The organism is Ensifer sp. Root558, assembly GCF_001427045.1.
In the GTDB taxonomy this organism is placed as follows: Bacteria; Pseudomonadota; Alphaproteobacteria; order Rhizobiales; family Rhizobiaceae; genus Ensifer; species Ensifer adhaerens.
Map to the genome: position 1 here is coordinate 16,538 of NZ_LMGC01000024.1, position 15,483 is coordinate 32,020.

14 protein-coding genes are annotated in these 15,483 nt (G+C 56.7%); 8 read left to right on the forward strand and 6 right to left on the reverse strand.

What is annotated here, in order from left to right:
* Positions 1–4: 4 nt before the first annotated feature.
* The gene (gene istB, locus ASD63_RS23290; protein WP_060529859.1) at positions 5–739 is read left to right on the forward strand and encodes an IS21-like element helper ATPase IstB; all 735 of its coding nucleotides are present in this window, start codon (positions 5–7) and stop codon (positions 737–739) included.
* Positions 740–823: 84 nt separating this feature from the next.
* On the opposite strand, the gene ASD63_RS23295 is transcribed toward istB, so the two are convergent.
* Together ASD63_RS23295 and ASD63_RS23300 are read right to left on the reverse strand one after the other, a co-directional pair.
* Positions 824–1,360, reverse strand: a complete 537-nt coding sequence (locus tag ASD63_RS23295; protein WP_060529860.1) for a hypothetical protein — start codon at positions 1,358–1,360, stop codon at positions 824–826.
* Between the two features lie 6 nt (positions 1,361–1,366).
* On the reverse strand, positions 1,367–2,524 hold the full coding sequence (locus ASD63_RS23300; protein WP_060529861.1) for a Shedu immune nuclease family protein: 1,158 nt from the start codon (positions 2,522–2,524) through the stop codon (positions 1,367–1,369).
* 341 nt (positions 2,525–2,865) lie between these two features.
* On the opposite strand from ASD63_RS23300, the gene ASD63_RS23305 reads away from it, so the two are divergent.
* From ASD63_RS23305 to ASD63_RS23315, 3 genes are all read left to right on the forward strand, one after another.
* Positions 2,866–4,590, forward strand: coding sequence for a retron Ec67 family RNA-directed DNA polymerase/endonuclease (locus tag ASD63_RS23305; RefSeq protein WP_060529862.1), 1,725 nt, complete (start codon positions 2,866–2,868; stop codon positions 4,588–4,590).
* A gap of 247 nt (positions 4,591–4,837) precedes the next feature.
* The gene (locus ASD63_RS23310; RefSeq protein ID WP_060529863.1) at positions 4,838–6,751 is read left to right on the forward strand and encodes a UvrD-helicase domain-containing protein; all 1,914 of its coding nucleotides are present in this window, start codon (positions 4,838–4,840) and stop codon (positions 6,749–6,751) included.
* A 38-nt stretch (positions 6,752–6,789) separates the two neighbouring features.
* The gene (locus ASD63_RS23315; protein WP_060529864.1) at positions 6,790–7,365 is read left to right on the forward strand and encodes a hypothetical protein; all 576 of its coding nucleotides are present in this window, start codon (positions 6,790–6,792) and stop codon (positions 7,363–7,365) included.
* 41 nt (positions 7,366–7,406) lie between these two features.
* Here the strand turns inward: ASD63_RS23315 and ASD63_RS23320 are convergent, their stop codons facing one another.
* Genes ASD63_RS23320 through ASD63_RS23330 form a run of 3 tightly spaced genes read right to left on the reverse strand, consistent with a single transcriptional unit; the run spans position 7,407 to position 9,140 of the window.
* Positions 7,407–8,189 (reverse strand): ImmA/IrrE family metallo-endopeptidase, encoded by a 783-nt coding sequence (locus tag ASD63_RS23320; protein ID WP_060529865.1) that lies wholly within the window; start codon positions 8,187–8,189, stop codon positions 7,407–7,409.
* On the reverse strand, positions 8,176–8,553 hold the full coding sequence (locus ASD63_RS23325; RefSeq protein WP_060529866.1) for a hypothetical protein: 378 nt from the start codon (positions 8,551–8,553) through the stop codon (positions 8,176–8,178). The genes ASD63_RS23320 and ASD63_RS23325 overlap by 14 nt, the downstream gene beginning before the upstream one ends.
* Positions 8,553–9,140: a hypothetical protein gene (locus ASD63_RS23330; RefSeq protein ID WP_060529867.1), complete on the reverse strand. Its 588-nt coding sequence runs from the start codon at positions 9,138–9,140 to the stop codon at positions 8,553–8,555. Before ASD63_RS23330 ends, ASD63_RS23325 begins: the two co-directional genes overlap by 1 nt.
* 180 nt (positions 9,141–9,320) lie before the next feature.
* On the opposite strand from ASD63_RS23330, the gene ASD63_RS23335 reads away from it, so the two are divergent.
* The 4 genes from ASD63_RS23335 (at position 9,321) to ASD63_RS23350 (ending at position 14,131) form a co-directional block, all read left to right on the forward strand.
* Entirely contained in the window at positions 9,321–10,424 is a 1,104-nt protein-coding gene (locus tag ASD63_RS23335; protein WP_060529868.1) for a multiubiquitin domain-containing protein, read from the forward strand.
* On the forward strand, positions 10,421–11,818 hold the full coding sequence (locus tag ASD63_RS23340; protein ID WP_060529869.1) for a ThiF family adenylyltransferase: 1,398 nt from the start codon (positions 10,421–10,423) through the stop codon (positions 11,816–11,818). Before ASD63_RS23335 ends, ASD63_RS23340 begins: the two co-directional genes overlap by 4 nt.
* 146 nt (positions 11,819–11,964) lie before the next feature.
* Positions 11,965–12,147: a DUF6527 family protein gene (locus tag ASD63_RS36815; RefSeq protein WP_244497272.1), complete on the forward strand. Its 183-nt coding sequence runs from the start codon at positions 11,965–11,967 to the stop codon at positions 12,145–12,147.
* A gap of 166 nt (positions 12,148–12,313) precedes the next feature.
* Positions 12,314–14,131 carry a DUF262 domain-containing protein gene (locus ASD63_RS23350; RefSeq protein WP_082572968.1) on the forward strand — a complete coding sequence of 606 codons (1,818 nt, stop codon included), beginning with the start codon at positions 12,314–12,316 and terminating at the stop codon, positions 14,129–14,131.
* Positions 14,132–14,635: 504 nt separating this feature from the next.
* On the opposite strand, the gene ASD63_RS36285 is transcribed toward ASD63_RS23350, so the two are convergent.
* Positions 14,636–15,298, reverse strand: coding sequence for an HNH endonuclease signature motif containing protein (locus ASD63_RS36285; protein WP_244497270.1), 663 nt, complete (start codon positions 15,296–15,298; stop codon positions 14,636–14,638).
* Positions 15,299–15,483 lie beyond the last annotated feature (185 nt).

A 15,483-nucleotide genomic window follows, 5' to 3' on the forward strand; every position in this document is an offset into this window, starting at 1 on the left:
GCTGATGGAACGCACACAGGTTCTCGAACTTATGAGCACGCTGAAGCTCTATGGAATGCGCAGCGCTTACGACGAGGTCATGGGCAACGGCATCAAACGGCAGCACGAACCACCCCGCATCGTCGGCGATCTCCTGCAGTCGGAGATCGCCGAGAAGCAGGCCCGCTCCATTCGCTACCAGCTCAGCATTGCCAAGCTGCCGCTCGCCAAGGACATCGACGACTTCGACTTCACCAATACGCCGGTCAATGAATCCCTGGTGCGGGAGCTGTCGACCGGCACCTTCGTCGCCGATCAGCGCAACGTCGTCCTCGTGGGCGGCACGGGAACCGGGAAGAGCCATCTGGCCATCGCAATTGCCCGTGCACTGATCCGCAACGGAACACGCGGCCGCTTCTTCAATGTCGTCGATCTGGTCAATCGGTTGGAAACGGAAACGCGCAGCGGCAAGCAGGGGCGGACGGCCGACTATCTCAACCGTCTCGACTTCATCATCCTGGATGAACTCGGCTATCTGCCATTTGCCCAGGCGGGCGGCCAACTCCTGTTCCATCTGATCAGCAGGCTCTATGAGCGCACGTCGATCATCGTCACTACGAACCTGGCGTTCGGCGAATGGCCGACAGTGTTCGGCGATGCAAAGATGACGACCGCGCTCCTCGACCGTCTGACCCATCACTGCGAGATTGTCGAAACCGGAAACGAGTCCTGGCGCTTCAAGAACCGCTCTCAAAGCTAAAGCCGAAGACGATCATTACCCGCACTTGGCCTACCCTCTGCAACCCCGGCCAGCGCCGGGCAGGCCAAGCGCTGATCTACGCTACTAGGGGGTCAAAATTGGACGCCGATAAGGGGTGATTTTTGGACGCCGATTGACAAACCAGCGCTTGAGGAACTTTTCAAAGGCATACCCCCGCGCCTGGGGACTGTCATCTTTTGCCTCCATTCCGAGGAACTCCGCCTCCAACTCCCCGAGAATACACTCGGCTGGCTGCTGCCTGATGTCGGAATTCGCTTTCTCGGTAGCGGCTCCAGCGAGGGGCCTGCCCCCCAACCGCTCAATGATGGCGTTCACCCTCCTACGATGATCGTCAGTCGCACCATCCGGGCGTATGGCTTCGGGATACTCCCACAACCCCGCGAGAGCTTTCGCGATCGCCTTCGGTTGGGCCGTTTGGGTGAAGGCTATAAGGCGCTTGCCCTTCGAATTGCCCCGGAATGCGTAAGCATCGTCGTATATGTCGATACCGACCTCATCACGGAAGAACTCGAAAAAAGTCTGGTTTGTGAATTCGAGAACGTATCCGCCCTGAACGAACAGGTCCTCAACGAGCTTAGTTTCGATTGGGCGAAGCGTCATCCGACCTTAGTCTCTTGTGATAAATCGTGCACGGTCGAGAAGTTCGTCGAAAGTTACAATATCCACGTTACGAGTGTCTCGTCTGAAAAGCTCGAATGTGTCGCGTCTCACTTCGGCGTCGCGGGCGCCACCGCAGCCCTCTATCTCGCTGCCGCGGCCTATCACGAGAATTGCTTTCGGATCGCGAGAGCGCGCCGTCATCCGGCGCGTTCCGGACTTGTCATAGTTCAGACCGGTGTGCGCCTGCACCAACCATTCCGCCTTTTGTTCCAGAACCTGCGAAACAGCGTCCATGAATTCATTACTGAACCTCCAGGTGCCGGAGCGTCCTGATCGCCTCTGCTGGAAGATCGGAGTGTCGGGCCGTTTGATCTCCACGAGGACAGAGTAGTCAGTGAAGTTCATCAAGTAGTCGACGGTGGGTCGCTCCCGATTGTCAGTGCCCCCCGCGCCGACCATCATTTCGCGGTCGAACGGCCGCATGATCCTGTAATCGAGGCCATAGCCAAACACCCAGCTTTGCCGTTCAAAGAAATCCTGCCAGCTCCTTTCCACCCACTGCTCTGCGGCTAGCTGACATTCGAATTCTTCAAGTGCCTGGCGACGCCCCAGAAGGAGGTTTATTTCTTTCTGGCTGAGGTCGGCGTGAAACCCGCGGAAGAGGCGCTCCCGTTCGCGGGGATCGAGCTTCTTGATCCTCGTTAACATCGCATGGTCGGACGCATCTGTGATTATCTTCGGGCCGTTGCCGACCGAGACGTCGCGTACCTCGAACCGTTCTTCGTTCGAGCGGTCGATGAACTTTATGCTTTCGAGGAAAGCCAGCAGCTTTGCGAACTCATCGGACCTGAATGTAAAGGAATCTTTCTCGTAACCCTGGTACCAATCCCCGGCACGAGACTGGAAGGTTTCCAGGGTGATGCGTCTGACACCACCATCGTCTTGACTGACCAAGGCGGTGACCTGCGTCTTGCGTTTCTCGCCCGTTAGTCGAAGGCACATCGCGCCCTCGAGTTCCCCTATCAAGACCCTCTCGGTTCCTTCTATTACCGATCGAACTAGACGTCGCTTCTCGGGATTGATCGCTCCCTGCATGAAGACCCGCGTAAGGTAGGCCCTGCCTTCCTTTCGAAGTTCAAAGAACTTCGCGTTGTCGTCGACCATTCCAGATACCTAGCGAGTTTTCGTTGCAACGGAATAGATCACGTTGGTGTGCTTTACACAACTTCAGGGAGGGGATCCTATTCGCTCGGCGGCTTCGAAACCGGCGACGGCCGCGAGGGGTAGTGATCCAGGCCGAATACATCTGTGGATAGAGATTGATAATCTTGAAGTGTCGAACGGAGGTTGCTATCGCCGATGCAAGCTTGCGGGCAGATCTTGTCGTCGCGCATCGCGACGGTTGCTGACAATGTCAGGCCTGATTGCTCCTTCCGGAGTACCCTTACGTTCATCTACGGGAAATCCCGTGACACGCATACGAGTGCCCGCAAGCGAATTACCTCATGACTTTAAGCTCTTTTCGCGCATGCAAAGACCTGGCCGATCTCGCGCATCTGTTGCGGGTGTCGCCCAAAGGGCTCAGCTACATCCTCTACAAGATCCCGTCGCATCTTAAGTACACGCATTTCGAGATTCCGAAAAAGTCCGGCGGTGTTCGGACTATTTCCTCACCAGATCGCCGGCTTAAATTCGTACAATCGCGACTTGCTGAACTACTTTATACCTGTCAACGAGAAATCTTACCCGTAGAAAAGAACATCAAGAAGGTTCTTTCGCATGGATTTCAGAAAAACCGCGATCTCTCAATCCACACAAATGCTTACAAGCACACTAATCGGAGATTTGTACTAAATCTCGATCTCGAAGACTTCTTTCCTTCTTTGAATTTCGGTCGAGTACGAGGATTCTTTCTTAAAAATCGGGACTTCCAACTAAAAGAAGCCCTGGCGACGGTGGTCGCTCAGATCGTTTGCCATGGCAACGAGCTACCGCAGGGCGCCCCGACGTCCCCCATCATCTCGGATCTCATGGCCCGTGTCATGGACGTCCATCTTTCGAAAATGGCCGCGAGTTACGGCTGCACCTACTCCAGATATGTCGATGACCTCACCTTTTCGACTAATCTTGCCGAGTTTCCGCCGGCCCTCGCTACGGAGGACCCAGCAACGGGAGCTTGGTCTGCAGGCGCTGAGCTCCGCAGTCGGATATGGAGGCAAGGCTTCGCGCTCAACAATAAGAAGACGCGCATGCAAGCCCGCACGTCACGGCAGGAAGTCACAGGGCTAGTCGTCAACAAGTTCGTCAACGTCCGAACGGAGGTCGAAGCCAGCAATCGAATCCTTGTCCACACGCTGGTGAAAAAAGGTAACTGCTTTCAAAAGGATCCAGTGTCCGGCACGACAAAAGCGCTGTCTCTGGAACAGATTGGCGGTCGGCTCAGCTACCAATTTCAGACCAAGGCTGCGCGTCACAGCTTCAGGTCAGCTCGAGAATTCGAAAAAGCCGGCGAGCCTATTCCCAGGTTCTATCGAGATTACGCGTCTTACATCAACTACTGTAGCTTTCATGCAAACGACCTGCCTACGATTGTCTGTGAAGGAAAAACGGACGTAATTTACCTCAAGACCGCGATCCGCGTCCTCTACGCCAAATTTCCGAAGCTCGCGGGGATTTCGGCCGGGGAATACGCTTCAGATGTTCGGTTCTTTGGCCACAGCCGCCACCATACAGCGGCGACAAAGCTGTCCGGTGGAGCTGGCGACATCCAGCAGTTTGTCAGAGAATACAGCAAGATCGTCCACCCCTTTCATCCCGGGGGCCAATTGAGGCCCGTTATCGTCTTCGTAGATAATGACAAAGCAACGAACGGCATCTGGAGCTTTATCAAGGAGAGAACTGGCTCGAAAACCCTGATCGACGGCTCCGCGCCGTTCTACCACATAGAAAGAAATCTCTATGTTGTTGCAGTCCCGGGAAAGGTCGGCACCACGGAGCGGATCGTCGAGGATCTGTTCGACGCTAAAACCAAGTCGATGACCTGGAATGGCAAGACAGTAGATCTCAAGCAGAAGCGCGGCCATCCGCCAGGAAAGGGAAAAATGAGCAAGGAACGCTTCGCGACAAAAGTCATTCGCGACCAGCGCGACAACATTGACTTCTCAGGATTCGAACCTGTTCTGCAGGCATTCTCCGACATCATTGACATCAAGCTTCCTGCGTCCACGTGATGCCAAGGCAGGGCGCTTCGTCGAAACGCTTCGTCTTATCGTTCGCGCCGTCCGATCCAAAGTTGCGATCATGTTCGGGTCGAAGGAGCCGGTTTTCACACGGCGCTGCCGGCAGCCGCGGCGGAGGAGCGTTCTTTCATCAATTCTCGCTTTCGCGATGACCAACACGAAAGGCGCTCTTCAGTAATATTGTACAAATGCATCTCTTAGTTGATAGTTCGATCACATCAAACCGAGAGCAATCGTCGTGCAGCGCCCTTTCATTTCGAAATCATTCGTTGAGTTGGAGGAAGTATTCCGGAAGGCGACGCGTGACAAAGATACCGAATTTCTGAAACTTCTCGATCACGAACTATCATTCCGGAAGAACCAGAAGACACCGGACTTGAGGAAGAAGGTCGCGTCGGCATTGGCGAAGGTGCCCTTGAAGCAGACGGATCTCTTCGAAGACGCCAAGCAGTCGGCTAGCGCCCGGAAGCCGGAGCGTAGGTCCGGCGTAGTCCACACAAAACCTAACCGTCGTAAAAAGCCGAAATTCCAACCGACGGACGAACAGGCCGCTGCGCTTGACGCGTTCATGCGAGGGAAGTCACTCAAGATCAACGCCTTCGCGGGGTCCGGAAAGACATCCACACTTCAGCTCCTCGCCGATGCTACGGGGCTTCGCGGACAGTACCTCGCGTTCAACAAGAGCATCGTAGCCGATGCTGGGGAGAAGTTTCCCGACACCGTCGACTGCTCGACCTCACACAGCCTGGCATTCCGTGCAGCGCCTCCGGGATACAAGCACGATATCGGAAAGCTGACGAACAAGTGCACGGCCAAGCAGCTTGTTGAAGTCCTCGACATCAAGCGACGCCCTTTTGGCGACAAGTATGCCGTTACACCGGACTCCCAAGGCTATCTCTACCTCGAGACCATACGACGGTACGCCCAGAGCGCAGATGACCAGATCGGACCCCAGCATGTTCCCACCCTCGGCGCGCTCCGGGCCGCGCCGGAGGATATTCTACAGGAGGTCTCCAGTTTCGCACTTGATGGCGCCCGTCGCGTTTGGAGCCGAATGCTTTCAGAGCGGGATCCACTGCCCCTTGGACACGATGGCTACCTGAAACTGTGGGGACTCTCGCGCCCGATCATCACAGCAGACTATATTATGCTTGACGAGGCCCAGGACACGAATCCCGTCGTCCTGGACATCCTGCAACGACAGCGCGGGCAACTGATCTACGTTGGGGACAGATATCAGCAGATCTATGAGTGGCGCGGCGCCGTGAACGCGATGGAGTCGATCGAAACCGAGGCTAGCACATATCTGACGACCTCGTTCCGTTTCGGGGACGCCATCGCCGACCTCGCGACTAAGATGCTGGTGAAGCTTGGCGAGCGTCAGCCAGTCAGAGGCAATCCTGGCATCGCCAGCAGGATCGGCAATACCAATCCGGCTGCAGTCCTCGCCCGCACCAACGCGACGACCATCAGTGCCGTAATTGAGGCACTTGATGCCGGACGCAAGCCGCACCTGGTCGGCGACAAGTCCGAATTGATGGACATGCTTCGCGGCGCGCAAGCACTAAAGGAGAACGAACCTTCGACTTGCCCGGCCTTTTTCGGGTTCAAATCCTGGAACGAGGTCGTTGAGTTCGCGCGAACCGACGAAGGCGCGCATCTGGTGATGTTCGTAAACCTCGTCGAAAAACGTGGCGAGAAGCAACTCATGTGGGCGCTGAACAGAACAGTGGATGAGGAGAAGGCCGACCTAGTCATATCCACTGCCCACAAGTCTAAGGGGCGGGAATGGAAGTCCGTTCGCCTCATGGACGACTTCCTTCGGAGCAGCCCGACTGACAAGAAGAGTGGCGGCCCCGACCCCGCGGAAATGCGTCTCCTCTACGTTGCATTGACCCGAGCAAAGGAATCCTTGGAGATTCCGTCTACCATCAAGGACTTCATCGATCGAGGAATCGCGCCACAGCGGGAGCGCGTCGAGGTCGCGCCGTCGACGCCCTCGCCAGGAGTCAAGGCAACTTCGGCACCAATCCAGGCCGTCCCTGCGCGCCCGTCGTTGGCTCCGCCAGCACGTGATGTTTCTCCATATTCTTCGGGTGTCTCCAAGCGGCCCGCTCGCAAAGGTCTGCTGGGTTGGCTGTTTGGCAAGTAAATGAAGCGATGTCCGGATAGTGCCCGTGGAGAGTGTTGATGAACCGCAGTTTTGAGAACGAATTCAGATCACTAGACATCCTGTTGGCATCGGACTGCGAAAGCAGAGGCGTAGATGGCTTCTGTCTTGCTTGGATCAAACTTGAAAGACAATTGCGCAAGATCACAGCAAATCTGCTCTATCAGGCGTCCGATATCACGTCAGCCGACGCGGGGAAAATCCGCGACGCGTTCTTCGGTCATCGAGGGCTCGATTACACCACCTTCATCGGAGCTATAAGCCATCTGAGCGGTGTTCCAGTCAGTGAGGTGATCGGGGATCGCTACCGGCCGTTGAAGAAAGAGATAGAACATTGCCACCGCAACAGACAGAAGATCTTTCACGGCCAGCAGACGGGCCAAGGTCTCACGCGCGAAGCCCTGATCGGCCGCATTAAGGTCATTCGGAATTGGTGCGAACTGTTATCGAACGGGGCCTCGGACCGATTTGGCTATGATGGCTTCGCCGGGACGACATCACTCTTTAAGACAAATCGGGACGAAGTGATCGAGGCCGTCGACAAGGCTATCCAACGGACTGGATGGTTGGAATATGCGCGAACGTTTCAACGATAACCAGACGGGTGGAATTTTGCCTGCGGCAGCCCACCGACTTGTTACACCATACTTGGATCAAGGTTCAGGATTGTCACAACACCCTCGCCCGGGATCCTGAACGACTGCTCGGTGATTTCATATCGGGCAGCGGACGCCTTGTCGAACCAAGCGTCCGCTCCGATCTTCCGTGGAAAGCGTTGCTCTTCCTGGTTCTGATTGTGGAGCAATTCGAACGCGAAGCTGTCCGCATCCAATTCTTCTCTCGGGAACCACCAGCCTGGCACCTTGGGTGCCGATCTGTACCACTTCCTGCCTCCCGTGCCGTGACGGATCATCATCGAAGCCGGGTAGATGTCGCTGTCAATCATCCTGATCAAGGTAGCCGTGAGGCTTGTCTTGAAGATGCCCGCCACTTCCTTCAACGCTTTCAGATCCAACCGAGGATGCTTGCGGCATTCGCTCTTGAACATCGACCACGGCATCAAAAGGTCGGCGGCATACTGGTCAGCGGCCCGCTCGACATTGTTCGTCTTCGAAAACTTGCCGATGTCCGTAGCGCGGCACGCGACGGTCGCGCCGCGATGATGTGCCCAGTGGCCGAGTTCGTGTGCGATCGAGAACCGCTCCCGCTGGGGCATACCGCCCGGATTGACTGAGATGATCCCCTTGTTCCCCAGACCTGTGATCATGGCCTCGCAACACTTGAGACAACGACGCTTTACACGCAGGCCCACATAGTACGCGATTGCTTCGACATCGATATCGCGGGGTTCTGTAATACCAAGGGAACGAAGCAGTGCATCCGGCGACAAATTCGTAGGAAGCGGATCAATTCTCTTCATCGTTTTTGTCTTCGTCTTCAAGCTCTGTGAGATCTTCCAGAATTGCGTCGAGATCACCGTCCATGGTTCCATCACCAAAACGCGCAGCCAGAGTGAGACCGGCCGTCGCATCGCCTGCTTTCGCGCGTTCATAGCGTCGCTTTGCGCGTTCTTTATCAAGATTGCTCACGCCGCTAGACATAGTGCTGGAAAACGCGCCAGCGCGTGCACGCTCTAACCGCGCCTTCGCCAGCCCGATTTTTGCACTGTCGATCGCATTGTTGAACATCTGGATATTCGCTTTGTCTTCCGGGCCCACTGGGCTGTCGTCCGAAAGGATGAAGTCTATGAAGTTGTCGACGGCGTCCTTCTTCTTGTCGCTCATCACGCGAGTCCTTCCTTCGCTCGATAGTCACCGGCGAGGTTGTCGATCTTGCGTTTCAGCCGGGTGCGCAGCGCCTCGAGGCGCTTAGCGTCCACTCCTACAGCCTCCTGCAGATCCTTTCCTATCATCCCATCCTGGATACCCATGAGGAGCAGCAGCATTTCGTCGTCATCCGCGAAATGCTCCTCCAGCTTGGATATCGCGTCCTCCACGATCGCCTTGCGGGCGAGGCCGCCATCATCGTCGTTCGCGGCCACCATCTCGAGGTCTTCGGAATTCAGGATACCGAAGCCCTGCTGGAGGCGCACCACCTTTCTTTCGTCGGTCAAGAAAGCGCCGTCAGAGCGGAGGCTCTTCATCAGGCCCGCCACGAACGACGTGAAACCATGCGCACGCGGCCAGCGCCGTCTCCCGTCGGCGATCCGGACGTAGGCCTCGTTGATCAGGTCGTCTGGTGACGGGAAGCCACTGCTGCCCGCGATGAAGCGGGCGACGCGCGCGAGCTTGGTCCGCTCTTCATCGGAGAGCGCCTCGAACGCCGCAAGAGCGTCGTCCGCAGAGTAGTATTCTTCATCAGGCTGTCCCACCAGCTCCTCCGCATTTTCGTCCGCATATGTCGATCCTCCTCCTCGATCTCGCTCTGTCTGCGCGCGGGAACGCGGATTCCGACAGAACTTTTTTTCGTGTCGGAATCGTCGGTGTCGCACGCAAACAAGGTGGACGCCCCCGTCCTCTCCTTTTTTTCAACAATCAGGGAATCACAACCAATGACTATCGAACATCACGAAGAACCCAGCGGCAAGCGCATCGCCGTCGAAATCGCCAGCATCGACCTCAACTTCCGAGTCTTCGAGCTGGATACGAGCACGCCCACTGGTGGCAAGATCGCAAAGGTCGCGGGATTCAGTGCCGACCAGCACCCTTACGTCATGCAGTGGCGCGACGACGGTGATCTGGAAGAACTCCGCGCACAGGAAGAGGCTGACCTCCGCAATGGCGTGAAGTTCATCGTAGCCGAAAGCGACGGTACCTATCGTATCGTGATCGAAGGCGAAGCAAGGGACTGGCCCGCGGACGAGATTTCCGGCGCAGCCATCCGCAAGCTGGGTCGGATTGCGGCGGAACGCTCCATCTATCTCGAACGCGCGGGTGAGCCTGACCGCCTCGTCGAAGACGGCGACATCATCAAGATCAAGAAGGATGGCGTCGAGCTGTTCCGGAGCAGCAAGCCGGAGGTTTGGGAACTCAACGTGCAGGGCAAGAAGATTGTCTCCGTCACGCCTGTCATCTCGGTGGTTGATGCTCTTAACCGTGCGGGCTTCGATCCGAACGCCTGGATCATCATCCTCAAGGTGCAGGGGCAGCCGAAGCGCCAGCTTTCGGTCGGCGACGATATCGATCTGCGCGCACCGGGCATCGAGAAGATTCGCCTCACGCCAACGGACGTAAGCAACGGAGAGGCGCGCCCCGCGCCCTCCCGTGACTTCGCACTTCTGGAGATCGACGAATCCTACTTGGACGGACTTGGTCTTCGCTGGGAAACCCGTACCAGCGATGGTCACCGCTGGCTGAGCATTAACGACTATCCGCTGCCCGCTGGCTACACCGCCACCACGACGACGCTCGCGCTGATGATCCCGCCCACGTATCCTCAGTCGGAGATCGACATGTTCTACGCATATCCCCCTCTTCAGCGCGTGACGGGAGGGGGAATTCCCGCGACCGAAGCCTTCCAGAGCATCGGCGGGCTCCCGTTTCAGCGCTGGTCGCGACATCGTGGAGCGGTCGGCCCGTGGAACCCGCAGCGGGACAATGTTGTGACGCACCTCGCTCTTGTCGAGTCCGCTCTGGCGGTGGAGGTCGGCGAATGATGCCAACGAACACACTTGCTATGGCAGGGGTCACGCATTCCATGCTGAAGGCTCACCTTCTCTCCGACGGCAACGAGGCTGCAGCAATCCTTGTCTGCGCCCCCTCGCCCGGCCCTCGGCAGCGGCTGGTCGTCCGGCTGGCAATCCTTGTGCCCCACGAAGCCTGTCCCGTACGGAAGCCGGATGCGATCGTCTGGCCCGGGGCCTACATCGAGGACGCGATCGACGTCGCGGAGCCTGAAGGACTCGTGATCATCCTGCTTCACTCCCATCCCGGGGGCTGGCTGCAGTTCTCACAGATCGACAACGAGAGCGACGCGAGGGTTATTCCGGGTCTGTTTCACGCTTTCGGAGATTGCCATGGTTCTGCGATCATGACCCCGGAAGGCGCAATTCGTGCGCGCCTGTATGCGCCCGACATGACGTCGCAACCCGTCGATCTTGTGACGATCGCCGGCGATGACATCAGCTACTGGTGGAACGACCGCATCGTCAACGCGGTCCCGTCTGGTCGACCGCTCGCCTTCACGGGTGCGATGACCAATGAACTCTCCCGGCTGTCTGCTGCGGTTATCGGCGTCTCAGGGACCGGATCCATTACGGCTGAACAGGTTGCACGCCTCGGATTTGGATCGGTGACCCTCGTCGATCCCGACAGGATCGAGAAGAAGAACCTCAACCGCATCCTCAATTCCACGTTGGCGGACGCAGCGGGAGGCCGCCCGAAGGTCGAGATGTTCTCCGCCGCGGTCGCTTCGCACCGTGGCGAAGGCGTGGCGGTCAGCCTTCCTCATACCCTGGGCACAAGGGAGGCTGTCGAAGCCGTAGGTCAATGCGATGTCATCTTCTGCTGCGTGGACAGCAAGGAGGGCCGACTGTACGCGGACCTCATTGCTTCAGCCTTCCTCATTCCGCTCTTCGACGTTGGCGTCACGATCCCTACCTTCCTCGATGACGGCAAGGTTGCCATCGCTGACGTCAGTGGTCGGATCGACTACGTTCAACCGGGCGGCTCAACGCTTTCAGATCGCGGCGTATACACCCAGGAAGGCCTGAGGGCAGAGTATCTGCTGCGCACCGATCCAGCGGCGTTCCGGGATGAACTCGCGGCGGGCTACATTAAGGGAATCCACGAAGAGGCTCCCTCGGTGATCACGCTGAACATGAGGGCCGCCTCTGCTCTGGTGAACGAGTTCGTCGCCCGCGCCTATCCCTATCGCCAGGAGCCGAACGGGAACTACGCACGCGTCGCGTTCAGCCTCGCAGCTTGCGACGAGGACCATCATTCGGAAGACGACTTCGACCGCAAGGAAAATGCTTTGCTGGGGCGAGGCGCTGCCGAGCCTCTGCTAGGACTGCCGCTGTTCCAGAAACCGAGAAAGGATGCAGCATGAGGATGCCCCCCTGGTTCCGCCGGCTGTGGGGCAAGTATGGCCCAGTCCGTCGTCTGCAGATCATCGAGGGTGACACCCTCCCGTCCGCCTTGCCATCTCGCGACCTTGTTCTGACGCGAGACGATGGCGACGACTGGAGCGTCGGCATGCGGTGTCCGTGCGGATGTGGAGACAAGATCGAACTCATGATCCTCCGGGAGGCTCGTCCGCGCTGGGACATCAGCGTCAACAAGGCCGGCAAACCTTCGCTTCACCCATCCGTCTGGCGGAAGTCAGGATGCGAGTCCCACTTCTGGGTCCGAGATGGTCGAATTCTTTGGTGCGAATAGGCCGGAGGCGTTCCGATTGAGGCACTGCAACGGGCGCTCGGTTTGTCGACGAGCCTTCTGAACCACCACCACTTTTTGTTGCAAAACAGCGACGAGACCCTCGCTATATCGATGCGGATTGTGGAAGCTCTGATTAACGAATCGAAGAAACTAATCAGAGTTTTCTATGGCATACGCATCAACGACCATTGCTCGTGCCGTCGGGCAAATCAATCGAAGCTACTTCCTCCCGGCGATTCAGCGACCGTACGTTTGGCATCCGGACCAGATAGTGTCTCTCTTCGATTCTCTCATGAAGGGCTATCCAATCAGCTCATTCCTATTCTGGCAGGTCGAGCCGTCCCGTCGTGATGATTGGGACATCTACAAGTTTATGGAGAACTTTAGGCAAGGAAACGTCCATAACGAACTAGCAGAGGCCGATGGTCGCGATATCACGCTGATACTCGACGGGCAGCAACGATTGACTTCGCTGCTCATCGGCCTGCAGGGCAGTTACACGGTGCGTCGCAAATACGCGCGGCGGGGCAGCCCGGACAACTGGGTCCGCCAAAACCTCTATCTCGACCTACTTAAAGATGCAGCGGTTGAAGCGAGCGAAGATGCCGACAATCAGGACATCGGCATAACTTACGGCTTCAAATTCTCTTCCACTACTCCACCGGCGGCGGCTGGTCATATGTGGATGAAAGTCGGTCGAATACTCGACTGCACCAGCGACGACAAATTTGATGCGCTGTTGACTGAGATCGAGGACACGTTACCCGAAACTGCAACGCGAGCGGAATCGCGCCGTCTCCAGCAGAACCTGAACCGTTTGTACCGGATGGTTTGGAGAGACGAGGTCGTCTCCTACTTCACCGAGACTGACCAATCATATGACCGCGTATTAGACATTTTCATCAGAGCGAACGACGGCGGCACAAAGCTAAGCAAGTCCGACCTGCTCTTGTCAATGATCACATCCAAGTGGAACGGTGTCAGCGCCCGTGAAGAAATCTTCGGATTCGTCAACCATTTGAACACGGGACTTCAAGGAAAGAACAACGTCGACAAAGACCTCGTAATGAAGGCCTGCTTGCTGTTGAGCGATCTCGACCACGTTTACAAGGTCGGAAACTTCACGACGAGAAACTTGGCAATAATTGAGAAGAATTGGGGCGAGATTAAGCGGGTGCTTGAGGCAACGTTCAATCTGATTAACCGGTTTGGCATCGACCAGGACACGCTAACCTCGGGGAATGCGATCCTGCCAATCGCCTACTACCTCTTCAAGACGGGACAAGGCGATCTTTCCGCGTCGACACCCGAAGATGCCCGAAACTCGTCCCTGATCCAGCGATGGCTTATAGGCGTTTTGATTAACGGCGTGTTCGGCGGGACCTCAGATAACACCATTGGCGCCGCTCGTGCGATCGTCAAAGACAAGACCCGAGAAGGCAAATCTTTCCCTTACAAGGAGCTGGTTGACGGCCTTGCACTGCGTGGACGGCTCACCGAACTCAACGACAGCAATATCGACAGCTTCCTCGACACTACCTACGGCCGTCAAACATGCTTTCTCGCTTTGTCGCTCCTCTACGACACAACGACCTGGGGCCTCACGAACTACCACATCGACCACATTATTCCGCGCTCGCTTGTCGAGCCGAAAGTCTTGAGAAGCGGCAACGTCCCGGAAACGGTCATCGAGCGCATTCAGGAATCAGTCAATCGTCTTGGCAACCTTCAACTACTTCGCGGCCAGGAAAACTTGGAGAAGAGTAACCAGCCCTTCGACCAGTGGATCCACACGCGTGATGAAGGCTTCCGCGATCGCCATCTGATACCCGGGAACGAGGGTTTGTATAACATTCTCCAACTGCCGAGATTTGTGAAAGAACGCGAGCGATTGATCGTAAAGCATCTCAAACAAACAATTTTCAGCCACTCTGATCTGTCTATGGGTGAACCTGATTTAATGAAAGACGCCCACCCTTTCTGAGGGCCACCCAGACACTTGCCCAGGTCTCGGTGGTTGAAAACGGGTCTGTTGATGACGACGGGAGCAGCGAAGAAGCTGGGGTCTCCCTGAATCTCCAACGGCTGCTCTCGGCGAAGGGGGACATCCGCGACCATCCTAAGGGGTCTACAAAATACCTATGTTGCTACATTCTCCCCGGTGGACAGACTTTAGCGGTTGAACGCAAGGGCAAACGGGAGGTCACACTTTGGATACGAAGCGAGCACTGTCCGGCAAGCCTCCCGGAGGGTATCAATATGGAACTCAGCAAGCCATGGCCAGAGCCTGGACGTTACGGGCGGAATAGCAATCTAAAACGTCTGCCAGATCTGGCGGAGGCAACGCTGTGCCGCCTTAAGGTCTCGTCTGCGGATACCGCGATGCACGTGATTATCCGGATTACGTAGGGATTGTTCTCACCTGCCTCCGACGGCAACGGTCAGACCGACCGTTACAGGGATCGGCATTCAGGGGGCACAAGCGATTTCAGAGGCCATCGGCTGCCGAGTTCGGCTGCCTCGCTGCTTTAAAAAACTGATAGTGTTCTATTAGAAACTCTTTCGCGGCAAAATGTTCGACCTTGCGCCCTTCGAACTGGCCGTAGCTCGTATTTTCCAGATCAGATGCCAGGACTACTTCTCGACTCTTCGGATGAATTGAAATGAGAAATTTGTCAAACAGAGCATGCAAATCTGCGCGTAAGATAAGGCCATTCCGCGGATCGTCCCTGAAAACGACCGCCTCGGAGAACGGAATAATGTGCGCCGCCTGCAGGACTTCTTCGACGCCACACCTGCTAATGACGCAACGACGCTTGTACATTTGCATCAACGCTGCCCTGAATTTGGCCTGATCTGGCCGCGCTTCCTGCCGTGTGAACCGTCGTTCGAAGCCGTCGAGAACCGCCGCGCGATCGAATTCTAGGGCCTTCTCCTCCTCCGTCATATATTGCGTGGTCGCGAGTTGCGCTTGCTTCTTCGCAACGAACTGATCGAAAATTCTTCGGAACTCTAACAGCGAGCCGTCTTCCAGCTCATATGCTCGGAGATGACGGTGACTAAGGATGTGGTCGATCGCCGAACTGCCCGAAGAGCCGCCAGCCCATCCTCGAAGCTTGAAGTGGGGCTTCAGAAGCGTGACCTCAGTCAAGGTTGCGAACGTTGTTCCGCCCTCAATCACAACGTCACGGGCAGTGCCCTCCGCTGTTAGGCCTAGACCACTCCCAAAGCCCGGATTGCGGATTTCGCTAGATCGGGACAGTCATTTCAGCAAGTCGCGGACAAGCGTTTCTCTAAGTCGCGGACAACGGGTGCGATCGAATTCCGGTTGCCTGG